General features: G+C 69.9%; 13 protein-coding genes and 1 tRNA gene. 11 read left to right on the top strand and 3 right to left on the bottom strand.

From position 1 onward, the window contains the following. Window positions 1-456: 456 nt before the first annotated feature. Window positions 457-2073, top strand: coding sequence for a PP2C family protein-serine/threonine phosphatase (locus tag ACIOGX_RS14025; RefSeq protein WP_401912932.1), 1617 nt, complete (start codon window positions 457-459; stop codon window positions 2071-2073). Window positions 2074-2219: 146 nt separating this feature from the next. Then, entirely contained in the window at window positions 2220-3710 is a 1491-nt protein-coding gene (locus tag ACIOGX_RS14020) for an aminopeptidase P family protein (protein WP_356509041.1), read from the top strand. A gap of 168 nt (window positions 3711-3878) precedes the next feature. On the opposite strand, the gene ACIOGX_RS14015 is transcribed toward ACIOGX_RS14020, so the two are convergent. Then, window positions 3879-4334 (bottom strand): ATP-binding protein, encoded by a 456-nt coding sequence (locus tag ACIOGX_RS14015; protein WP_383970182.1) that lies wholly within the window; start codon window positions 4332-4334, stop codon window positions 3879-3881. A gap of 317 nt (window positions 4335-4651) precedes the next feature. On the opposite strand from ACIOGX_RS14015, the gene ACIOGX_RS14010 reads away from it, so the two are divergent. The 9 genes from ACIOGX_RS14010 to ACIOGX_RS13970 all read left to right on the top strand — a co-directional run bounded on the left by ACIOGX_RS14010 (window position 4652) and on the right by ACIOGX_RS13970 (window position 14872). Then, the gene (locus ACIOGX_RS14010; RefSeq protein ID WP_383970185.1) at window positions 4652-5476 is read left to right on the top strand and encodes a hypothetical protein; all 825 of its coding nucleotides are present in this window, start codon (window positions 4652-4654) and stop codon (window positions 5474-5476) included. A 140-nt stretch (window positions 5477-5616) separates the two neighbouring features. Then, the gene (locus ACIOGX_RS14005) at window positions 5617-6342 is read left to right on the top strand and encodes a YcnI family protein (RefSeq protein WP_356509035.1); all 726 of its coding nucleotides are present in this window, start codon (window positions 5617-5619) and stop codon (window positions 6340-6342) included. A 168-nt stretch (window positions 6343-6510) separates the two neighbouring features. Next, entirely contained in the window at window positions 6511-7191 is a 681-nt protein-coding gene (locus ACIOGX_RS14000; protein WP_384769030.1) for an SCO family protein, read from the top strand. After that, window positions 7188-7706, top strand: coding sequence for a copper chaperone PCu(A)C (locus ACIOGX_RS13995; protein WP_356509032.1), 519 nt, complete (start codon window positions 7188-7190; stop codon window positions 7704-7706). Before ACIOGX_RS14000 ends, ACIOGX_RS13995 begins: the two co-directional genes overlap by 4 nt. A 14-nt stretch (window positions 7707-7720) precedes the next feature. After that, entirely contained in the window at window positions 7721-9676 is a 1956-nt protein-coding gene (locus tag ACIOGX_RS13990) for a copper resistance protein CopC (protein WP_401912926.1), read from the top strand. A 165-nt stretch (window positions 9677-9841) separates the two neighbouring features. Next, window positions 9842-11086: an iron uptake transporter deferrochelatase/peroxidase subunit gene (efeB, locus tag ACIOGX_RS13985; RefSeq protein ID WP_401913412.1), complete on the top strand. Its 1245-nt coding sequence runs from the start codon at window positions 9842-9844 to the stop codon at window positions 11084-11086. Window positions 11087-11158: 72 nt separating this feature from the next. Continuing rightward, the gene (gene pheA, locus ACIOGX_RS13980; protein WP_356509028.1) at window positions 11159-12094 is read left to right on the top strand and encodes a prephenate dehydratase; all 936 of its coding nucleotides are present in this window, start codon (window positions 11159-11161) and stop codon (window positions 12092-12094) included. A 613-nt stretch (window positions 12095-12707) separates the two neighbouring features. Beyond that, window positions 12708-13985: a serine--tRNA ligase gene (serS, locus tag ACIOGX_RS13975; protein ID WP_356509026.1), complete on the top strand. Its 1278-nt coding sequence runs from the start codon at window positions 12708-12710 to the stop codon at window positions 13983-13985. 41 nt (window positions 13986-14026) lie between these two features. Further along, entirely contained in the window at window positions 14027-14872 is an 846-nt protein-coding gene (locus ACIOGX_RS13970; RefSeq protein ID WP_356509415.1) for an HAD family hydrolase, read from the top strand. 28 nt (window positions 14873-14900) lie between these two features. On the opposite strand, the gene ACIOGX_RS13965 is transcribed toward ACIOGX_RS13970, so the two are convergent. Then, window positions 14901-14985, bottom strand: a tRNA-Ser gene (locus ACIOGX_RS13965). A 302-nt stretch (window positions 14986-15287) separates the two neighbouring features. After that, window positions 15288-15980, bottom strand: coding sequence for a hypothetical protein (locus ACIOGX_RS13960; protein WP_129767345.1), 693 nt, complete (start codon window positions 15978-15980; stop codon window positions 15288-15290). Window positions 15981-16120: the final 140 nt, after the last annotated feature.

Below are 16120 nucleotides of genomic sequence, written 5' to 3'. Positions count from 1 at the left end.
TGGCGAGGGGTGGCGTGCGCATGGCGCTTACTGTCCCGCTGCCGTACCGCTGTACTCTTCCCGCCACTCCGGGGGATGGGTGTGAGTTACGGCGGTTAAGACGCCGAAGCCCGTCGGCAGGTTCCGAGGCGGTCCCAACTGCCCCTGTCCGTCACCGTTTACGTACCCATCACGTTCGAAATGACGCTCCACCCGGGTCGTACTCGAACTCAGCCCTGAAGGACTCCCAGTTGAGCGCCCTCAGTCGACCGCAAAACCACATCACCAGGGTCATTTTTTAGCCAAGTTCAGCGTCTCATAGACACCCGTCGTTCCTCTAGGACAATGCTGGACATCACATCAGCTGTACGTGTAGATGTGGATCTATTGATAGCTGCGCAGAATGACATGGGGGTTTGCAATGCTATTGAGTGAAATGAACCGTCTCGGAAGTCGGCTGCTATGAGCGCTCCGCACATGCCGAAAGTGGCTGGAATCAACTCCACGGCCCCTGCCCCCACGCAGACTGATCCGCCCCTCGACGCCCTGCCGGCCGCTCCGGGCGGGCTGATCCAGGACCAGTTGGCGGGCTGGGTCTCCGATCTCACCACCCTCCATGAACTCACCGAACGCCTGGCCAGGACCCGTTTCCTGGACAGCGCGCTGCACGAACTGCTGCGCGCCGGCGCCGCCCTGGCCGGTGCGCGGCGGGGTCTCGTCCTGTTCGAACCGGCCGACGGTCTCGGTCCCGCCACCACCCTGGGGCTCGGACTCAGCCACGCCGATCTCGGCCACTTGGAGACCGTGCCGCGCCGCGCCACCTCGTACGGCAGGCTCCTCGACGGCGACGGCGACGGCGACGGCATCGGCGGACCGGCCGAACCGGTGGTTGTCCGCGATCTGCTCGCCGACACGGACGCGGGTGCGGGTGCGGGTGCGGGTGCGGGAGCAGAAACGGGAACGAGAACGGGGACGGGAACGGGGACGGGGGCAGAAACGGATCCGCGCCAGCGCGAGGTGGCGGCGCGGCTCGGCCTCGGCGCCAGTTACGCCGTACCGCTCCTGGTCGGTGGCGCGGGGGGCCCTCCCGCGGAAGCCCCGCAGCTCCCTCAGTCTCCTCGGCCCGCTCAATCCCCTCAGTCCCCTCCGCCTGCTCAGCCCCCTCTGCCCCCTCTGCCCCGTGTGCCCGCGAAGCTCGGTGCCGCAGTCTGGTTGTACGACGAACCCACGGAGCCGACCGAACGGCAGCGCCATCTGATCGGTCTCTACGTCCGTTACGCCGGCGAACACCTCTCCCGTCTGCTGGAGCTGGAACGGGCGCGCGCCCATGTGACCACCCTCACCCGCGAGCTGCTGCCCGGCCGGCTGCCCCGGATGCCCGGCGTACAACTCGCCGCGCGCCACCGCGCCACGCCAGGTGGCGGCGGCGACTGGTACGACGCGCTGCCGCTTCCCGAGGGCGCTCTCAGCCTGGCCGTCGGCTCGGTCAGCGGCTCCGGGCCCGGCGCGCCGGCCGCGACGGGACGGCTGCGCGCCGCCCTGCGGGCGTACGCCGTGATGGAGGGCGAGGACCCCATCGCCGTCCTGTCCGATCTGGAGCTGCTGCTGCGGCTGACCGAGCCCGCGCGTACGGCCACCGCGCTCTTCGCGTACGCCGAACCCGCCCGGCGCACGCTCCTGCTGGCAGGCGCCGGCCACGCGCCCCCGCTGGTCGTCGGGGACCGGCGCACCGAGTTCGTCGAGACGTCGTTGTCCGCGCCGCTCGGAATGCTGTCCTGCTGGCAGGCGCCGAGCGTGGAGCTGGTGACCGCACCCGGAGAAACGGTGCTGCTCTATACGGACGGCCTGCTGCGCCGTACGGGCGAGCCCATGGACCGGGCCTTCGCCCGGCTGCACGCGGCGGCCGCGAGCGTCCCCGCGACCGCCAGGGACGATCCGGGAGCGGTCGCCGACCACGTACTGCGGGCCCTGCCGCCCGCCGGACCGGGGCCCACCGGACCGGGGCCCACCGGACCGGGGCCGGCGAGACCGGGGCCGGCCGGTCCGCCGGAACCGCACGAGGACTTCGTCCTGCTCGCCGCCCGCTTTGAGTGATCATGACGGTTTTCTCATAGAGAGCCGGACCCTTCCTCCCCTCGCACATACGATGGAAAAGATGGCCCAGATCAGCAGATGGTCCGGATCCGTAGTCGCTATCGGTCGTCGTATCGGTAGTCGTACGAGTCGTATGAGGAGAAGACGTGGCTGAGGAGCTCACCCCGGAGACCCCGGAGCCGGAGACCCCTGAAACAGAAGAAGCACCCATCAAGCCGAGGAAGAACGGTCTGTACCCGGGCGTGTCCGATGAGCTCGCAGAGAACATGAAGTCAGGCTGGGCCGACACCGAGTTGCACGGCCTGGAGCCGATCGCGCAGGCGTCCGAGACCGCCGCGCGCCGCGCCGCGCTCTCCGCTCGCTTCCCCGGCGAGCGCCTGGTGATCCCCGCGGGCAACCTCAAGACCCGCTCCAACGACACCGAGTACGCCTTCCGCGCCTCCACCGAGTACACGTACCTCACCGGCGACCAGACCCAGGACGGCGTCCTCGTGCTGGAGCCGAAGACCGGTCCGTCCGGCCAGGGCGGGCACGACGCGACCGTCTATCTGCTGCCGCGCTCCAACCGTGAGAACGGCGAGTTCTGGCTCGACGGCCAGGGCGAGCTGTGGGTCGGCCGCCGGCACTCCCTCACCGAGGCCGAACAGCTGCTCGGCATTCCCGCCAAGGACGTACGGGAACTGACCGCCGCCCTCAAGGACGCCACGGGCCCCGTCCGCAACGTCCGGGGGCACGACGCCGGCGTCGAGGCCGCGCTGACCGACAAGGTCACCGCCGAGCGCGACGAGGAGCTGCGCGTCCACCTCTCCGAGGCACGCGCCGTGAAGGACGCGTTCGAGATCGGCGAGCTTCAGAAGGCCGTGGACTCCACCGTCCGCGGCTTCGAGGACGTCGTGAAGATCCTCGACAAGGCCGAGGCGACCAGCGAGCGCTACATCGAGGGCACGTTCTTCCTGCGCGCCCGCGTCGAGGGCAACGACATCGGCTACGGCTCGATCTGCGCGGCGGGACCGCACGCCACCACCCTGCACTGGGTGCGCAACGACGGTGACGTACGCTCCGGCGATCTGCTGCTGCTCGACGCGGGCGTGGAGACCCACACCCTGTACACCGCGGATGTCACGCGCACCCTGCCGGTCAACGGCCGCTACACCGAGATCCAGCGGAAGATCTACGACGCGGTGTACGACTCCCAGGAGGCCGGCATCGCGGCGGTGCGGCCGGGCGCGAAGTACCGCGACTTCCACGACGCCTCGCAGCGGGTCCTCGCCGAGAGGCTCGTCGAGTGGGGGCTGCTCGAAGGGCCGGTGGAGAAGGTCCTGGAGCTGGGCCTCCAGCGTCGCTGGACGCTGCACGGCACCGGTCACATGCTCGGTCTGGACGTCCACGACTGCGCTGCCGCGCGCCGCGAGGCGTACGCGGACGGGACGCTGGAGCCGGGGATGTGCCTCACCGTCGAGCCGGGTCTCTACTTCCAGGCCGACGATCTGACCGTGCCCGCGGAGTACCGCGGCATCGGGGTCCGGATCGAGGACGACATCCTCGTCACGGAGGACGGGAACCGGAACCTGTCGGCCGCGCTGCCGCGCCGGGCCGACGAGGTCGAGGCATGGATGGCGGCGCTCAAGCAGGCCTGACCCCGGTCCTGGGCGCCCGGGTACCAGCCGGGTATCGAGTACCAGTCGGCTACCGGGTACCAGTCGGCTACCGGGTGCAAGTCGGATAACGACCAGGTACGGGGCACAACGCGGGCTCAGTGGCCGGCTTCGGATCCCGGTCCCTGGTGGAGGGCGTTCCGCTCGGAGTCACATGGCTCTGAGCAGGGCGCCCTCGCGCCATTTCAGGATCTTGTCGAAGCTGATCACCGCGCCGTGCCCCGGCCGGTTCCCGAACTGCACATGATCGGCGAGCTGCTCGATCAGCCCCAGACCCCTGCCGTTCTCGGCTGTGAGCGCGGGCGCGGGGGCCGTACGCTGCACCACCCGCCGGGCGGGAAAGCCGGGGCCCGAGTCAGCCACTTCGATACGGCATCTCTCCCCGTCCAGATAGGCGGTCACCCGGTACGCCCCGGGCGGCTCGCCGGACACTTCGCCCCCGCCGTGCTCAACGGCGTTCGCACAGGCTTCACTGAGCGCGACCGACAGGTCGAAGGAGATGTCCGGGTCGACACCCACGGTGTCCATGGCGCCGAGCAGAAGGCGGCGGGCGAGCGGAACGCTCGCGGCTTCGCGCCGCAAGTGGAGAGACCACCAGATGCTCATGCTCCAGCCTCCAGGCTGCGGCTCGACATACCGGCGCTCGACATATCGAGGCTCGACATACCGATACGTATTGCCCCGGTCCTCCGGTCGTAAGCACGGGGTTGACGTGATAACCCTCATTCGGCGGACGCGTCCGCGGCGCATCGCGGTGTATGGAACAGGGCCAGGCGATGGGGCGGAGACGGGACGAACGCGGGTCACAGGCGCGACGGAGACAGGCCGAAGACGGGGCGGGGACCGGACAGAGATCGGACAGAGGGTGACCTTCCGGACCTGCCCTACGGCGCCCGGGGCCGCAGTGCGATGATGACCCGGCCATGTCCAGACCCGCCCGCATGTACGCCGGAGCCGCCCCGCGGCTGCTGAGGGCCGCGGTGTTCACCGCGGTCTGCGTCGTGCTGTCGGCGACGGGACATGTGCTGGCCGCCTGCGCGCCGGTCCCCTGGTGGACCTTGCTCCTCGGCTTCCTGGGAGTGTTCGCGATCGCCGCGCCGCTCGCCGGACGCGCGCGGTCGACCGGCTCGATCGTCCTCGCCCTGACGGGTGGTCAGCTCGGTCTGCACAGCCTGTTCGGCATCGGCCAGCAGCACCTCAAGGTGCCGGTCGGCGCGGACGACGCTTTGATCAGACTGGCCGCGAAGCTGGCCTGCGGAGCGGGTCCCGCCTCACTCAGCGCGGTCGACGCACAGCGGATCGTGGCCAACGCGGGTATCCGGCCGGTGGGTTCGACGACGGGCGCCCATCAGCACATGCCGTCCGCCTTCGGACCCGCGGCCTCGAACGCCGCGTCGGCCACCGCCGCCGGTGAGGGGTTGCTCCCCTCCCTGCCCATGGTGCTCGGGCATCTGCTCGCCGCTCTCGCGACGGGCTGGCTGCTGCGCCGCGGGGATCTCGCGCTTCTCCGGCTCAGCCGGCTGTCGACGCAGGGCATCGGTGAAGTCACCGACAGTGCGGCGCTGCGTGCCCTGCGCGCGGCTCTCGCCCTCGTACGGGCGCTGCGCGCCGGGCTGCCCGGCGTACCCGCGCCGCGGCCGCGCGCCCCGCACGGCTCGTACCGCACTCCGCCCCCACCGGCCGGGGAAGCTCTCCAGCACACGGTGATCAGACGCGGCCCTCCGGCCGTATTCGCTCTCGCAGCCTGACGCGACACCCTCCGCGCTTCCGCGTGCCGATGGACATTCGGACACGGACCGGGGTGAGGTCGCCGTGCCGTCGCGCACCGTCGCTGCGGCACCCCTTTCTGATCACCTCTGTCTCTTTCTCTCGCACCGTGGAGTGTTCTGTGTTCTCAGCCAAGAACGTCACCCGCGTCTCCGTCGCGGGCGGTATCGCCGCGACCGCCCTTCTGCTGCTGGCCGGTCCCGCCGCCGCGCATGTCAGCGTGCAGCCGCAGGGCGAGGCCGCCAAGGGCGGTTACGCGACGATCAACTTCAAGGTCCCCAACGAGCGCGACGACGCCTCCACCACCAAGGTCGAAGTGAACTTCCCGGACGACCACCCGCTGGCGTCCGTGCTGCCGCAGCCCGTACCGGGCTGGAAGATCGACGTCGCCAGGACCAAGCTCGCCAAGCCGCTGGAGATGCACGGAAACACCATCACCGAGGCGGTCTCCAAGGTCACCTGGACCGCGGACGGCAGCAAGATCGGACCGGGCCAGTTCCAGCAGTTCCCCCTCTCCGTCGGACAACTCCCCGAAGACGCCGACCAGCTGGTGTTCAAGGCGATCCAGACGTACGACAACAAGGAGATCGTCCGCTGGATCGAGGAGCCCAAGGAGGACGGGACGGAGCCCCTGAGCCCCGCGCCCGTGCTGAAACTCACGGCGGCCACCGGCGACGAGCACGGCGCCTCGGCCGGGAAGGACAAGGCCGCGGCCGACGCGAAGGCCGAGACCGCCTCCGCCGACACCAGTGACACCACCGCCCGTGCCCTCGGCCTCATCGGCATCCTCGTCGGTATCGCCGGGGTGACCTTCGCCGTGCTGGCCGGCCGTCGCCGTACGGCCTGACGAGCCTGACGCGCTCCCTCCTTCCTCTCCTCACACACCACGGCAGCGCGCACCACGGCGCTGCGCACCACACACCCGAGGCACCGAGGCGCCCGGGACACGCGGAGCCGGAGAACACCCCGGCCCGCGTGTCCGGTGCCCGTACTCCACGACCAGGAAATTTCCCCCATGCGCACGAAGACAGTGACCTCCCGCAAGAAGACGGTGGCTTCCGCCGCCGCTCTCGTCGCGGCCCTGGCACTCACCCTGACCGCCTGCGGCGGTGGCAGTGACGACTCCACGAAGCCCGTCGCCGATATCTCCGCCCAGCCGAAGACCGAGGCCGCGACGGTGCTCGACACACCGTTCAAGAAGCCGAACCTCGTCCTGAAGGACACCAAGGGGAAGTCGTACGACTTCCGTGCGGCGACCAAGGGCAAGCCGACGCTCATCTACTTCGGCTACACCAACTGCCCGGACGTCTGCCCGACGACGATCAGCAACATCGCCATCGCCCGTAAATCGCTGCCCAAGGCCGACCAGGACAAGCTCCAGGTCGTCTTCGTCACCACCGACCCGGAGCGGGACACCTCCGCCGAACTCGGCAAGTGGCTGGCCAGCGCGGGCGATCCGTCCTTCGTCGGACTCACCGGCGACTTCCCCACCATCCAGGCGGGCGCGCGTCAGCTCGGCATCGGCATCGACGCGCCCAAGAAGGAGAAGGACGGCACCGTCGTCTCGATGCACGGCGCGCAGGTCATCGCGTTCTCACCGAAGACCGACGGCGGATATGTCCTCTACGGCGAGGACGCCTCCTCGGACGACTACGCCAAGGACCTGCCGAAGCTCATCAAGGGTGAGAACCCGTGAACCGCCGTACGCTTCCCGCTCTCGCCGTCGGCCTGAGCGCCGCGCTGGCGCTCGCGGGCTGCTCCTCGGCGTCATCCGCTTCCTCCTCCTCTTCCTCGTCCACTTCCGGCTCTTCGTCCGGCTCCTCCGCCAACCCCCCGGGCAACGCGCCCCGGTTGAAGGTCAGCGGGGGCTATATGCCGCGCCCCGTCGGCGATCTCGCGGCGGGCTTCCTCGTCGTCACCAACAGCGGTGGCGCCGCCGACAAGCTCACCTCCGTCACCAGCGACATCTCCGACGACATCACGATCCACAGCACCGAGAACCAGAAAATGCGGAAGGTGGAGTCCTTCGACATCCCGGCCGGCGGCGCACTGAACCTCGCGCGTGGTGGCAACCACATCATGTTCATGGGGCTCACACAGCAGCCGAAGCAGGGCCAGAAGGTCAGCATCGAACTGCACTTCGAGAAGGCCGACCCCATCAAGGTCGAGCTTCCCGTGAAGGAGATCAACTACAACCCGGCCCAGCGATGAGGGACTGACACGCCATGACAGCCACCGCCCCGCGCTTCGGATCCGCACCCCTCGTGCGGCTACTGCTCGTTGCCACGGTGCTTCTCGGCACCGTCTTCACCGTGCTCTCCGGCACGGCGTCGGCGCATGCCGCACTGACCGGGAGCACCCCCGAGGACGGGGCGGTGGTCGCCACCGCTCCCCAGGACATCAGCCTCACCTTCTCCGAACAGATCGCCATGGGCGACAACTCGATCCGTGTGCTCGATCCGGACAACAAGCGCGCCGACACCGGGAAGATCCGCGATCTGAGCAGCGGCGGCACCGTCGCCTACGGCATCGACCTCCATGCGGGGCTGCCCGACGGCACCTACACCGTCGCCTGGCAGGCCGTCTCCGCCGACAGCCATCCCATCTCCGGCGCCTTCACCTTCTCCATCGGAGCGCCCTCGAAGACCACGGCCGCCGTGCCCAGCGAGGAAGCGGGCGGGGGACTCGTCGGCACCCTCTACGACATCGCGCGCTATATCTCGTACGCCGGTTTCATCCTCCTCGTCGGCGGCGCGGCCTTCATCCTCGGCTGCTGGCCGCGCGGCGCGTCCGTACGTCCCCTGCAACGGCTCGTCGTGCAGGGCTGGCTCACTCTCACCGCCGCCACGCTCGTCCTGCTCCTCCTGCGCAGCCCGTACACCGGCTCGGGCAAGCTGGGCGACGCCTTCGACCTCGGCGGACTCCAGGACGTCCTGGCCACCAAGACCGGAGCGGCACTCGTCTCCCGGCTGCTGCTGCTCGGCGCCGCCGCCCTGTTCGTCGCCGTCCTCTTCGGCGCGTACGCCAAGCGGGAGACGCCCCAGGACGAGGAGGAGAACAAGGAGAGGAAGGACCTCACCTTCGGACTCGCCGTGGGCGGCGCGGTCGTCGCGGCCGGGATCGCCGGGACGTGGGCGCTCGCCGAGCACGCCTCGACCGGGATCCAGACCGGTCTCGCCATGCCGGTGGACGTCCTGCATCTGCTGGCGGTGGCGAGCTGGCTCGGCGGGCTCACGGCGCTGCTGGTCGCCCTCTACCGGGCACCCTCCCTCGAGAACGCGGCGGTGCGGCGCTTCTCGCGCGTCGCCTTCGTCAGCGTCGTCGTACTCGCCGCGACCGGGCTCTACCAGTCCTGGCGTCAGGTCGGATCGTGGTCGGCGCTCTGGGGCACGTCATATGGGCAACTCCTTCTGGTCAAGGTCGGGCTCGTCGCCGTGCTGGTCGGGATCGCCTGGTTCTCCCGGAGGTGGACGGGACGGCTGGAGCAGCGGGCAGAAGCCGACGCCGGGGTCGGGGCAGAAGCCGAGGCCGAGGCCGCGACAGGATCGGAGACCGGTGAGGGGATGAAGACCGCCGCGGCTGCGACCGTCGTTGGTGACAGTGAGAGAGCTACCCAGCTCGCACGGCAGAAACAGGCACTGGCGACTGCTCGCCAGAAGCGGATCCGCGATTCCGATCCGGGGCGCATCGGACTACGCCGTTCCGTACTCGCCGAAGCCGGAGTCGCCGTGGTGCTCCTCGCCGTCACGACCGTACTGACCTCCACGGAGCCGGGCCGTACGGCCGAGCAGGAAGCCGGCGCGACCGGTGGCACGGCCGCCACCGCGCCCACGACCGAGGGCCCCCTCGACCTCACGCTGCCCTTCGACACCGGCGGCGAGAACGGCAAGGGCACCGTACGGCTCACCCTCGACCCCGGCCGCTCCGGCGCCAACGCGATGCACATCTACGTCGACGGCCCGGACGGGCAGCCGCTGGACGTGCCCGAGGTGAAGGCCGCCTTCACCCTCACGGCCCAGAAGATCGGTCCGCTGCCGATCGTCCCCGAGCACTTCGCTCCCGGACACTGGAGCGCGGACGCCGTGCAGATCCCGATGCCGGGCGAGTGGCAGCTCCAGCTGACCATTCGTACCTCCGACATCGACCAGACGACCGTCGACAAGAACGTGAAGATCGGCTGACCCATCGTGAGCGAGACGACCCGGCAGGACCACGACAACCGGAACGGCCGCGACGGCGGCCGCTCCCGGCCCCTCCGCGAGAAGCCCGAGGACGGAACCCCCGAGAACGGGGCCTCCGAGGGCGGATCCGGGCGCGCCCCGCTCACCGGTGTCTCCAGGCGGCGGCTGCTCGGCTCCGCGGGCGCCGCCGGCGCCACCGGGCTCGCCCTCGGAGCGGTCGGCGGAGCCGGCGCGTACGCGGCGAGCCGTCCCGCGCCGGCGACGGCACTGACCAGCGTCGGCACGGACTCCGTCCCCTTCCACGGCGCGCACCAGCCCGGCATCACCACCCCCCTGCACGCCCGTGGTCATCTGATCGCCTTCGACCTGGCCCCCGGCGCGGGGCGGCGGGAGGCCGCCGCGCTGCTGCGCCGCTGGTCGGAGACGGCACGGACACTGATGGCCGGCGAACCGGCCGCGGGTGGCGGTGCGGGAGCCACGGGAGCGGACGGCGGCCACGACACCGGTATCGCCCTGGACGCCGGGCCCTCCTCCCTCACCGTGACCTTCGGATTCGGCCGCACCTTCTTCGACCGCACGGGCCTGGCCGCCCGGCGCCCGGCCGCCCTCGACCCGCTGCCCGCCTTCTCCTCCGACCATCTCGACGCCGGACGCAGCGACGGCGATCTCTGGATCCAGATCGGCTCCAACGACGCGCTCGTCGCCTTCCACGCGCTGCGGGCGCTCCAGAAGGACGCGGGCGCGGCGGCCCGCGTGCGCTGGCAGATGAACGGCTTCAACCGTTCCCCCGGCGCCACCCCCCACCCCATGACCAGCCGGAATCTGATGGGCCAGATAGACGGCACCGGCAACCCCAAGCCGTCGGAGCCGGACTTCGACCGGCGGATCTTCGTCCCGGCGGCCCCGGCGGCCGGCACCCCGTCCTGGATGGCGGGCGGCTCCTACGCGGTCGTACGGCGTATCCGCATGCTCCTGGACGACTGGGAGGGGCTCTCGCTCGCGAAGCAGGAACAGGTCATCGGCCGACGCAAGTCGGACGGGGCCCCGCTCACGGGCGGTACGGAGACGACCGAACCGGACCTGGACCGGTGGGGACCGGACGGCAAGCCCGTCATCCCCAGCAACGCACATGCCCGGATCTCGACGCCGGAGGCCAACGGCGGGGCCGCGATGCTGCGCCGTCCCTTCTCCTTCCACGACGGAATCGCGCCGGACGGGACACCGGACGCGGGGCTCCTCTTCGTCTGCTGGCAGGCCGATCCGCTCAAGGGCTTCGTACCGGTACAGCGCAAGCTCGACCGGGGGGACGCGCTGTCGGCGTTCATCCGCCACGAGGCGAGCGGGCTCTTCGCGGTGCCCGGGGGCGCGCGGGAGGGGGAGTACGTGGGTCAGCGGCTTCTGGAGTCCTGAGCCCGCACGCCCCCCACCTGGGGGTTTACCCGGCCGGACCCACGAGAGCCGTCGGCCCACTAGGGTGACCGTATGTCGGCCACGCGCTACACGTATCTCGGCCCCGAGGGCACCTTCACGGAAGCGGCCCTCCGTACACTCCCGGAATCCGCCACGCGGGAACTCGTCCCCATGGTGTCCGTACCGGCGGCCCTCGATGCCGTACGGAACGGAGAGGCCGCGGCCGCGCTGGTGCCGATCGAGAACTCGGTGGAGGGCGGGGTCACCGCGACCCTCGACGAGCTCGCTTCCGGCGAGCCGCTGATGATCTACCGCGAGGTGCTGCTGCCGATCACCTTCGCCCTGCTCGTACGGCCGGGGACGAAGCTGTCGGATGTGAAGACGGTGACCGGTCATCCGGTCGCCCAGCCGCAGGTGAGGAACTGGCTGCGGAGCCATCTGCCGGACGCGGTGTGGGAATCCGCCGCGTCGAACGCGGACGGGGCGCGGCTGGTGCAGGAAGGCCGGTTCGACGCGGCCTTCGCCGGTGAGTTCGCGGCGGCGACGTACGGACTCGAGGCCCTGGTCACCGAGATCCATGACGCGGAGAACGCGGAGACGCGCTTCGTCCTGGTGGGCCGGCCTGCCCGCCCGGCGGCGCCGACAGGTGCGGACAAGACGTCGGTGGTCATCTGGCTGGGCGACGACCACCCGGGCGCGCTGCTCGAACTGCTCCAGGAGTTCGCGGTGCGCGGGGTCAACCTGATGCTGATCCAGTCGCGTCCGACAGGTGCGGGGATCGGTAATTACTGCTTCGCGGTCGACGCCGAGGGCCATATCTCGGACCGGCGGGTGGGCGAGGCGCTGATGGGGCTGAAGCGGATCTGCCCCAAGGTGCGGTTCCTCGGCTCGTACCCGCGGGCGGGGATGTCCGCGAGCGATGTGCCGCCGCTGCGGCCCGGAACCTCGGATACGGCGTTCATCGAGGCGTCGGACTGGCTGGCGCGCAGCCAGGACGGCCGCGCCTGAGGCCGAGGCCCTGTCCCGGAGGCCCGGAGGCCCGGAGTTCCTGTGGGGCCTGTGGTCCGGCCGCGGAGCCTGTGGATGTATCGCAGAGTTATCCACAGGCTCACCCCCCACCCTGGGGACAAGTCGACAACACCGGCCCACACAGTCGACAAATCGCTCCTGCCGCCCCCCACCCGTCCACAGGATGCCGAGGAGCCCCGCGTCACCTCAATTCCCGTGATCAACTCGTTAGAGCGAGCAATTCCCACCCGAATGAGTGCGCAAAGCGGGTTTGGGGAGAAAATCCTCCGGACCGGCCGTGACTTTTGAGGCGCCCACTCCACTGATCCACAGATCTCCCACACAGCCTGTGGATAACTCCGGAGCCCTGTGCATTTCTGTGGACAACGCGCACCCGCGCACGACCCAAGTCCCGTGCCCCACAAGGGAAGTGAGTCAAGGCGCTAACATCGGAATGCCTCGTTCCGGGGAATTGCGTCCCCTTTATTGACGAACACCGAGCAGCCGGCGAGGGCTTTCCCGACAGGTTTACCAATTCCGGCAATTAGGACAAAGGGGCGCGCCTGTTGATATCGGGTGGGGCGGCGTCAGTGCGCACCGGTAGCCTGGTGGGGTGATTGACCTTCGCCTGCTCCGTGAGGACCCCGACCGTGTTCGCGCCTCCCAGCGCGCCCGTGGAGAGGACGTCGCCCTCGTCGACGCCCTGCTCTCCGCCGATGAGCGGCGCCGGTCGTCCGGCCTGCGCTTCGATGAGCTGCGCTCCGAGCAGAAGGCGCTCGGCAAGCTGATCCCCAAGGCGTCCCCGGAGGAGAAGGCGGAGCTTCTGAGGAAGGCGGAGCAGCTGAAGGCGGACGTCAAGGCCGCCGACGCCGAGCAGCACGAAGCCGACGAGGACGCCAAGCGGCTGCTCCTCCAGATCGGCAACATCATCCACCCCGACGTCCCGGTGGGCGGCGAGGAGGACTTCGTCGTCCTGGAGACGCACGGCACGATCCGTGACTTCGCGGCGGAGGGCTTCGAGCCCAAGGACCACCTGGAGCTCGGCGAGGCGCTGGGCGCCATCGACGTCGAGCGGGGCGCCAAGGTGTCCGGCTCGCGCTTCTACTACCTGACGGGGGTCGGCGCGCTGCTGGAGCTCGCTCTCGTCAACGCGGCGATCGCGCAGGCCACCGAGGCCGGCTTCATCCCGATGCTCACGCCCGCGCTGGTCCGCCCGCGCGCCATGGAGGGCACGGGCTTCCTCGGCCAGGCCGCGGAGAACGTGTACCACCTGGAGAAGGACGACTACTACCTGGTCGGTACGTCAGAGGTGCCGCTCGCCGCGTACCACATGGACGAGATCATCGAGGCCGACAAGCTGCCCCTGCGGTACGCGGGCTTCTCGCCGTGCTTCCGCCGCGAGGCCGGGACGTACGGCAAGGACACCCGGGGCATCTTCCGGGTCCACCAGTTCGACAAGGTCGAGATGTTCTCGTACGTCGACCCGGCCGAGGCGCAGTCCGAGCACCAGCGGCTGCTGGACTGGGAGAAGCAGTGGCTGACCGGCCTCGGGCTGCCCTTCCAGGTGATCGATGTGGCCACGGGCGATCTGGGTTCCTCGGCGTCGCGCAAGTTCGACTGCGAGGCGTGGATCCCGACCCAGGGCAAGTACCGCGAGCTGACCTCGGCGTCCAACTGCGACGGCTTCCAGGCCCGTCGGCTCTCCGTCCGGATGCGGGACGGCAAGCAGGTCAAGCCGCTGGCGACGCTGAACGGCACGCTGTGCGCCGTCCCCCGCACGATCGTGGCGCTTCTGGAGAACCACCAGCAGCCGGACGGTTCGGTCTGGGTGCCCGAGGTGCTCCGCCCGTATCTGGGCGGCCGTGAGGTACTGGAACCGATCGCGAAGTGAGCACGGACCCCTCGGCAGCGCCCGCACCGGTGCCCGGATCGGTGCCCGCGCCGTCCTCCGCGCCCTCTTCGGCGCCGTCGTTCCCGTACCGCCTGGTCGCGACCGATCTGGACGGCACGCTGCTGCGTGAGGACGGCACGGTCTCCGGGCGTACGCGCGAGGCGCTCGCCGCCGTCACCGCGGCGGGCGCCGCGCACATCGTCGTCACCGGACGTGCCGTGCCGTGGACCCGGCACATACTGGACGACCTCGGATACGAAGGTCTCGCGGTGTGCGGCCAAGGTGCGCAGGTCTATCACGCCGGTGAGCACAAGCTGCTGACGTCGTTGACGCTGGACCGTCAGCTGGCCGGGCTGGCGCTCGCCAAGATCGAGGGAGAGGTCGGCCCGCTGGCGCTGGCCGCGAGTCGGGACGGACTCGACGGCGATGTGCTGGTCGGCCCCGGCTACCGGGTGCAGGAAGGCCCGCTTCCGGCCGTTTTGGTCGACGATCCGGCGGAGCTGTGGTCGGCGCCGCTGAACAAGGTGTACATCCAGCATCCGGAGCTGGACGACGACGCGCTGGCCCAGGCCGCGCGGGCGACCGTCGGCAGCCTCGTGGACGTGGTGATGGCGGGCCCCGGTGTCGTGGAGATCCTGCCGCTGGGCCTGAGCAAGGCGACCGGACTCTCGCTGGCGGCGCGCCGGCTGGGCATCAAGGCGGCGGACACGATCGCCTTTGGCGACATGCCGAATGACATCCCGATGTTCGGCTGGGCGCGGCACGGCGTGGCGATGGCCAACGCGCACGAGGAACTGAAGGCCGTGGCGGACGAGGTCACGGCGTCGAACGAGGACGACGGCATCGCGCTGGTGCTGGAGAAGCTGCTGAGCCAGAGCCGGGCCTGATCCGGAAGACCAGGGTCAGGGACGTCGGCGGAGGATGCGCGGATCGAACGCGCGCGGGCTTGCACCCGACTGCGGCTCAGCAAGCCGTTGCCTTACCACTCGGCCAATCCTCCGGGGAGGGGCGGCCCGCGCGGATGCGCGCTCGAAGCGGCCGCCCCTGGGCAGCGCCGGCGGCCGCGCGGAGTGGTGATGAGTACTCCGGTGCCTACGCTTTGCTGCCCCGCTGGGAACTCGACGGACTCGGCCTCCCGGTCATCGCCGCGTTCCGCTCCCGGTCTGTGGTGTGTCGTGACACAACTACTCTGACCGGCCTGGCGGTTCGGCGCCACCGAATATGTGCGACACGGCTCGGCACGGCACGGCCCGCGTCCGCCCATGGCATGTCTTCGGACGGACGCGGGCCGGCACAGAAGGATCAGCGGCGCTTACGCCCGCGCCGCAGATCCCTCAGCTGATGAACGACATCGTCCACCCGGGCGTCCACGCGGTGGATGTCCGCGGACATCTCGCACAGCCGGTTGCTGATGGCGGCGACAACCCGGTTGGTGGCGTCGAGCCGCCGGTCCAGACTGTCGAGCCGGTACGACATCCGGTTCAGGACCGGCCCCAACTCCCGCAGGGCGACGCCGACCCCACCGAGGCACGCCTCAACGTCGGTGACCCGCCGGTCGAGGTCCGCGTACCCCTTCCGCAGATCGTGCTCGGCATCGAGAAGATACGTGCGGACGCATCGCGCGATGTCGCTGTCGCGAAGAAGCATCGCGATGTTGAGGACGGCGCGGCGGGTGTAGAGCGTGAGGCTGGAACGCCTCTGTGGATAACTTCCCTCGCCCCCGGATGAGAGTGACATCTTGTCACTCTGATATTCCCGCAGGTCAGAGCCCCGCAGCACATGCATCCCGTTCTCTGACAGTTCCGCGCGATGCCTCGCGGTCAACTGCCTGATGACGTCTGTGGATACTTCGAAGTAGCGCGCGACGCCCTCGGTCGCGATGTGTACGCCGTCGTGCAGCAGCCGCAGCGCCTTGACCTTGTCGAGCGCCTCGACCCGTCCCACAACGCTGTCACGCATCGTGCGCGATTCGAGCAGAGCACCTTCAGGTGGCATGGAAATGCCTTCCCCTTGTAGAACCGATGATGGTCGGCCCTGTCCCCGGGCTTCAGGGGCGGAGGTCGGCTCACGGTGGCTACTCACTCAATGACCGGTGCGGCTTTCGATCCGGCACCGGCAATCCCCAGTTTCACAAA

The sequence above is a fragment of the Streptomyces sp. NPDC088147 genome (genome assembly GCF_044741565.1).
In the GTDB taxonomy this organism is placed as follows: domain Bacteria; phylum Actinomycetota; class Actinomycetes; order Streptomycetales; family Streptomycetaceae; genus Streptomyces.
The sequence above is the reverse complement of the archived record's forward strand: the minus strand, read 5'-3'. Positions and strand labels throughout refer to the sequence as shown.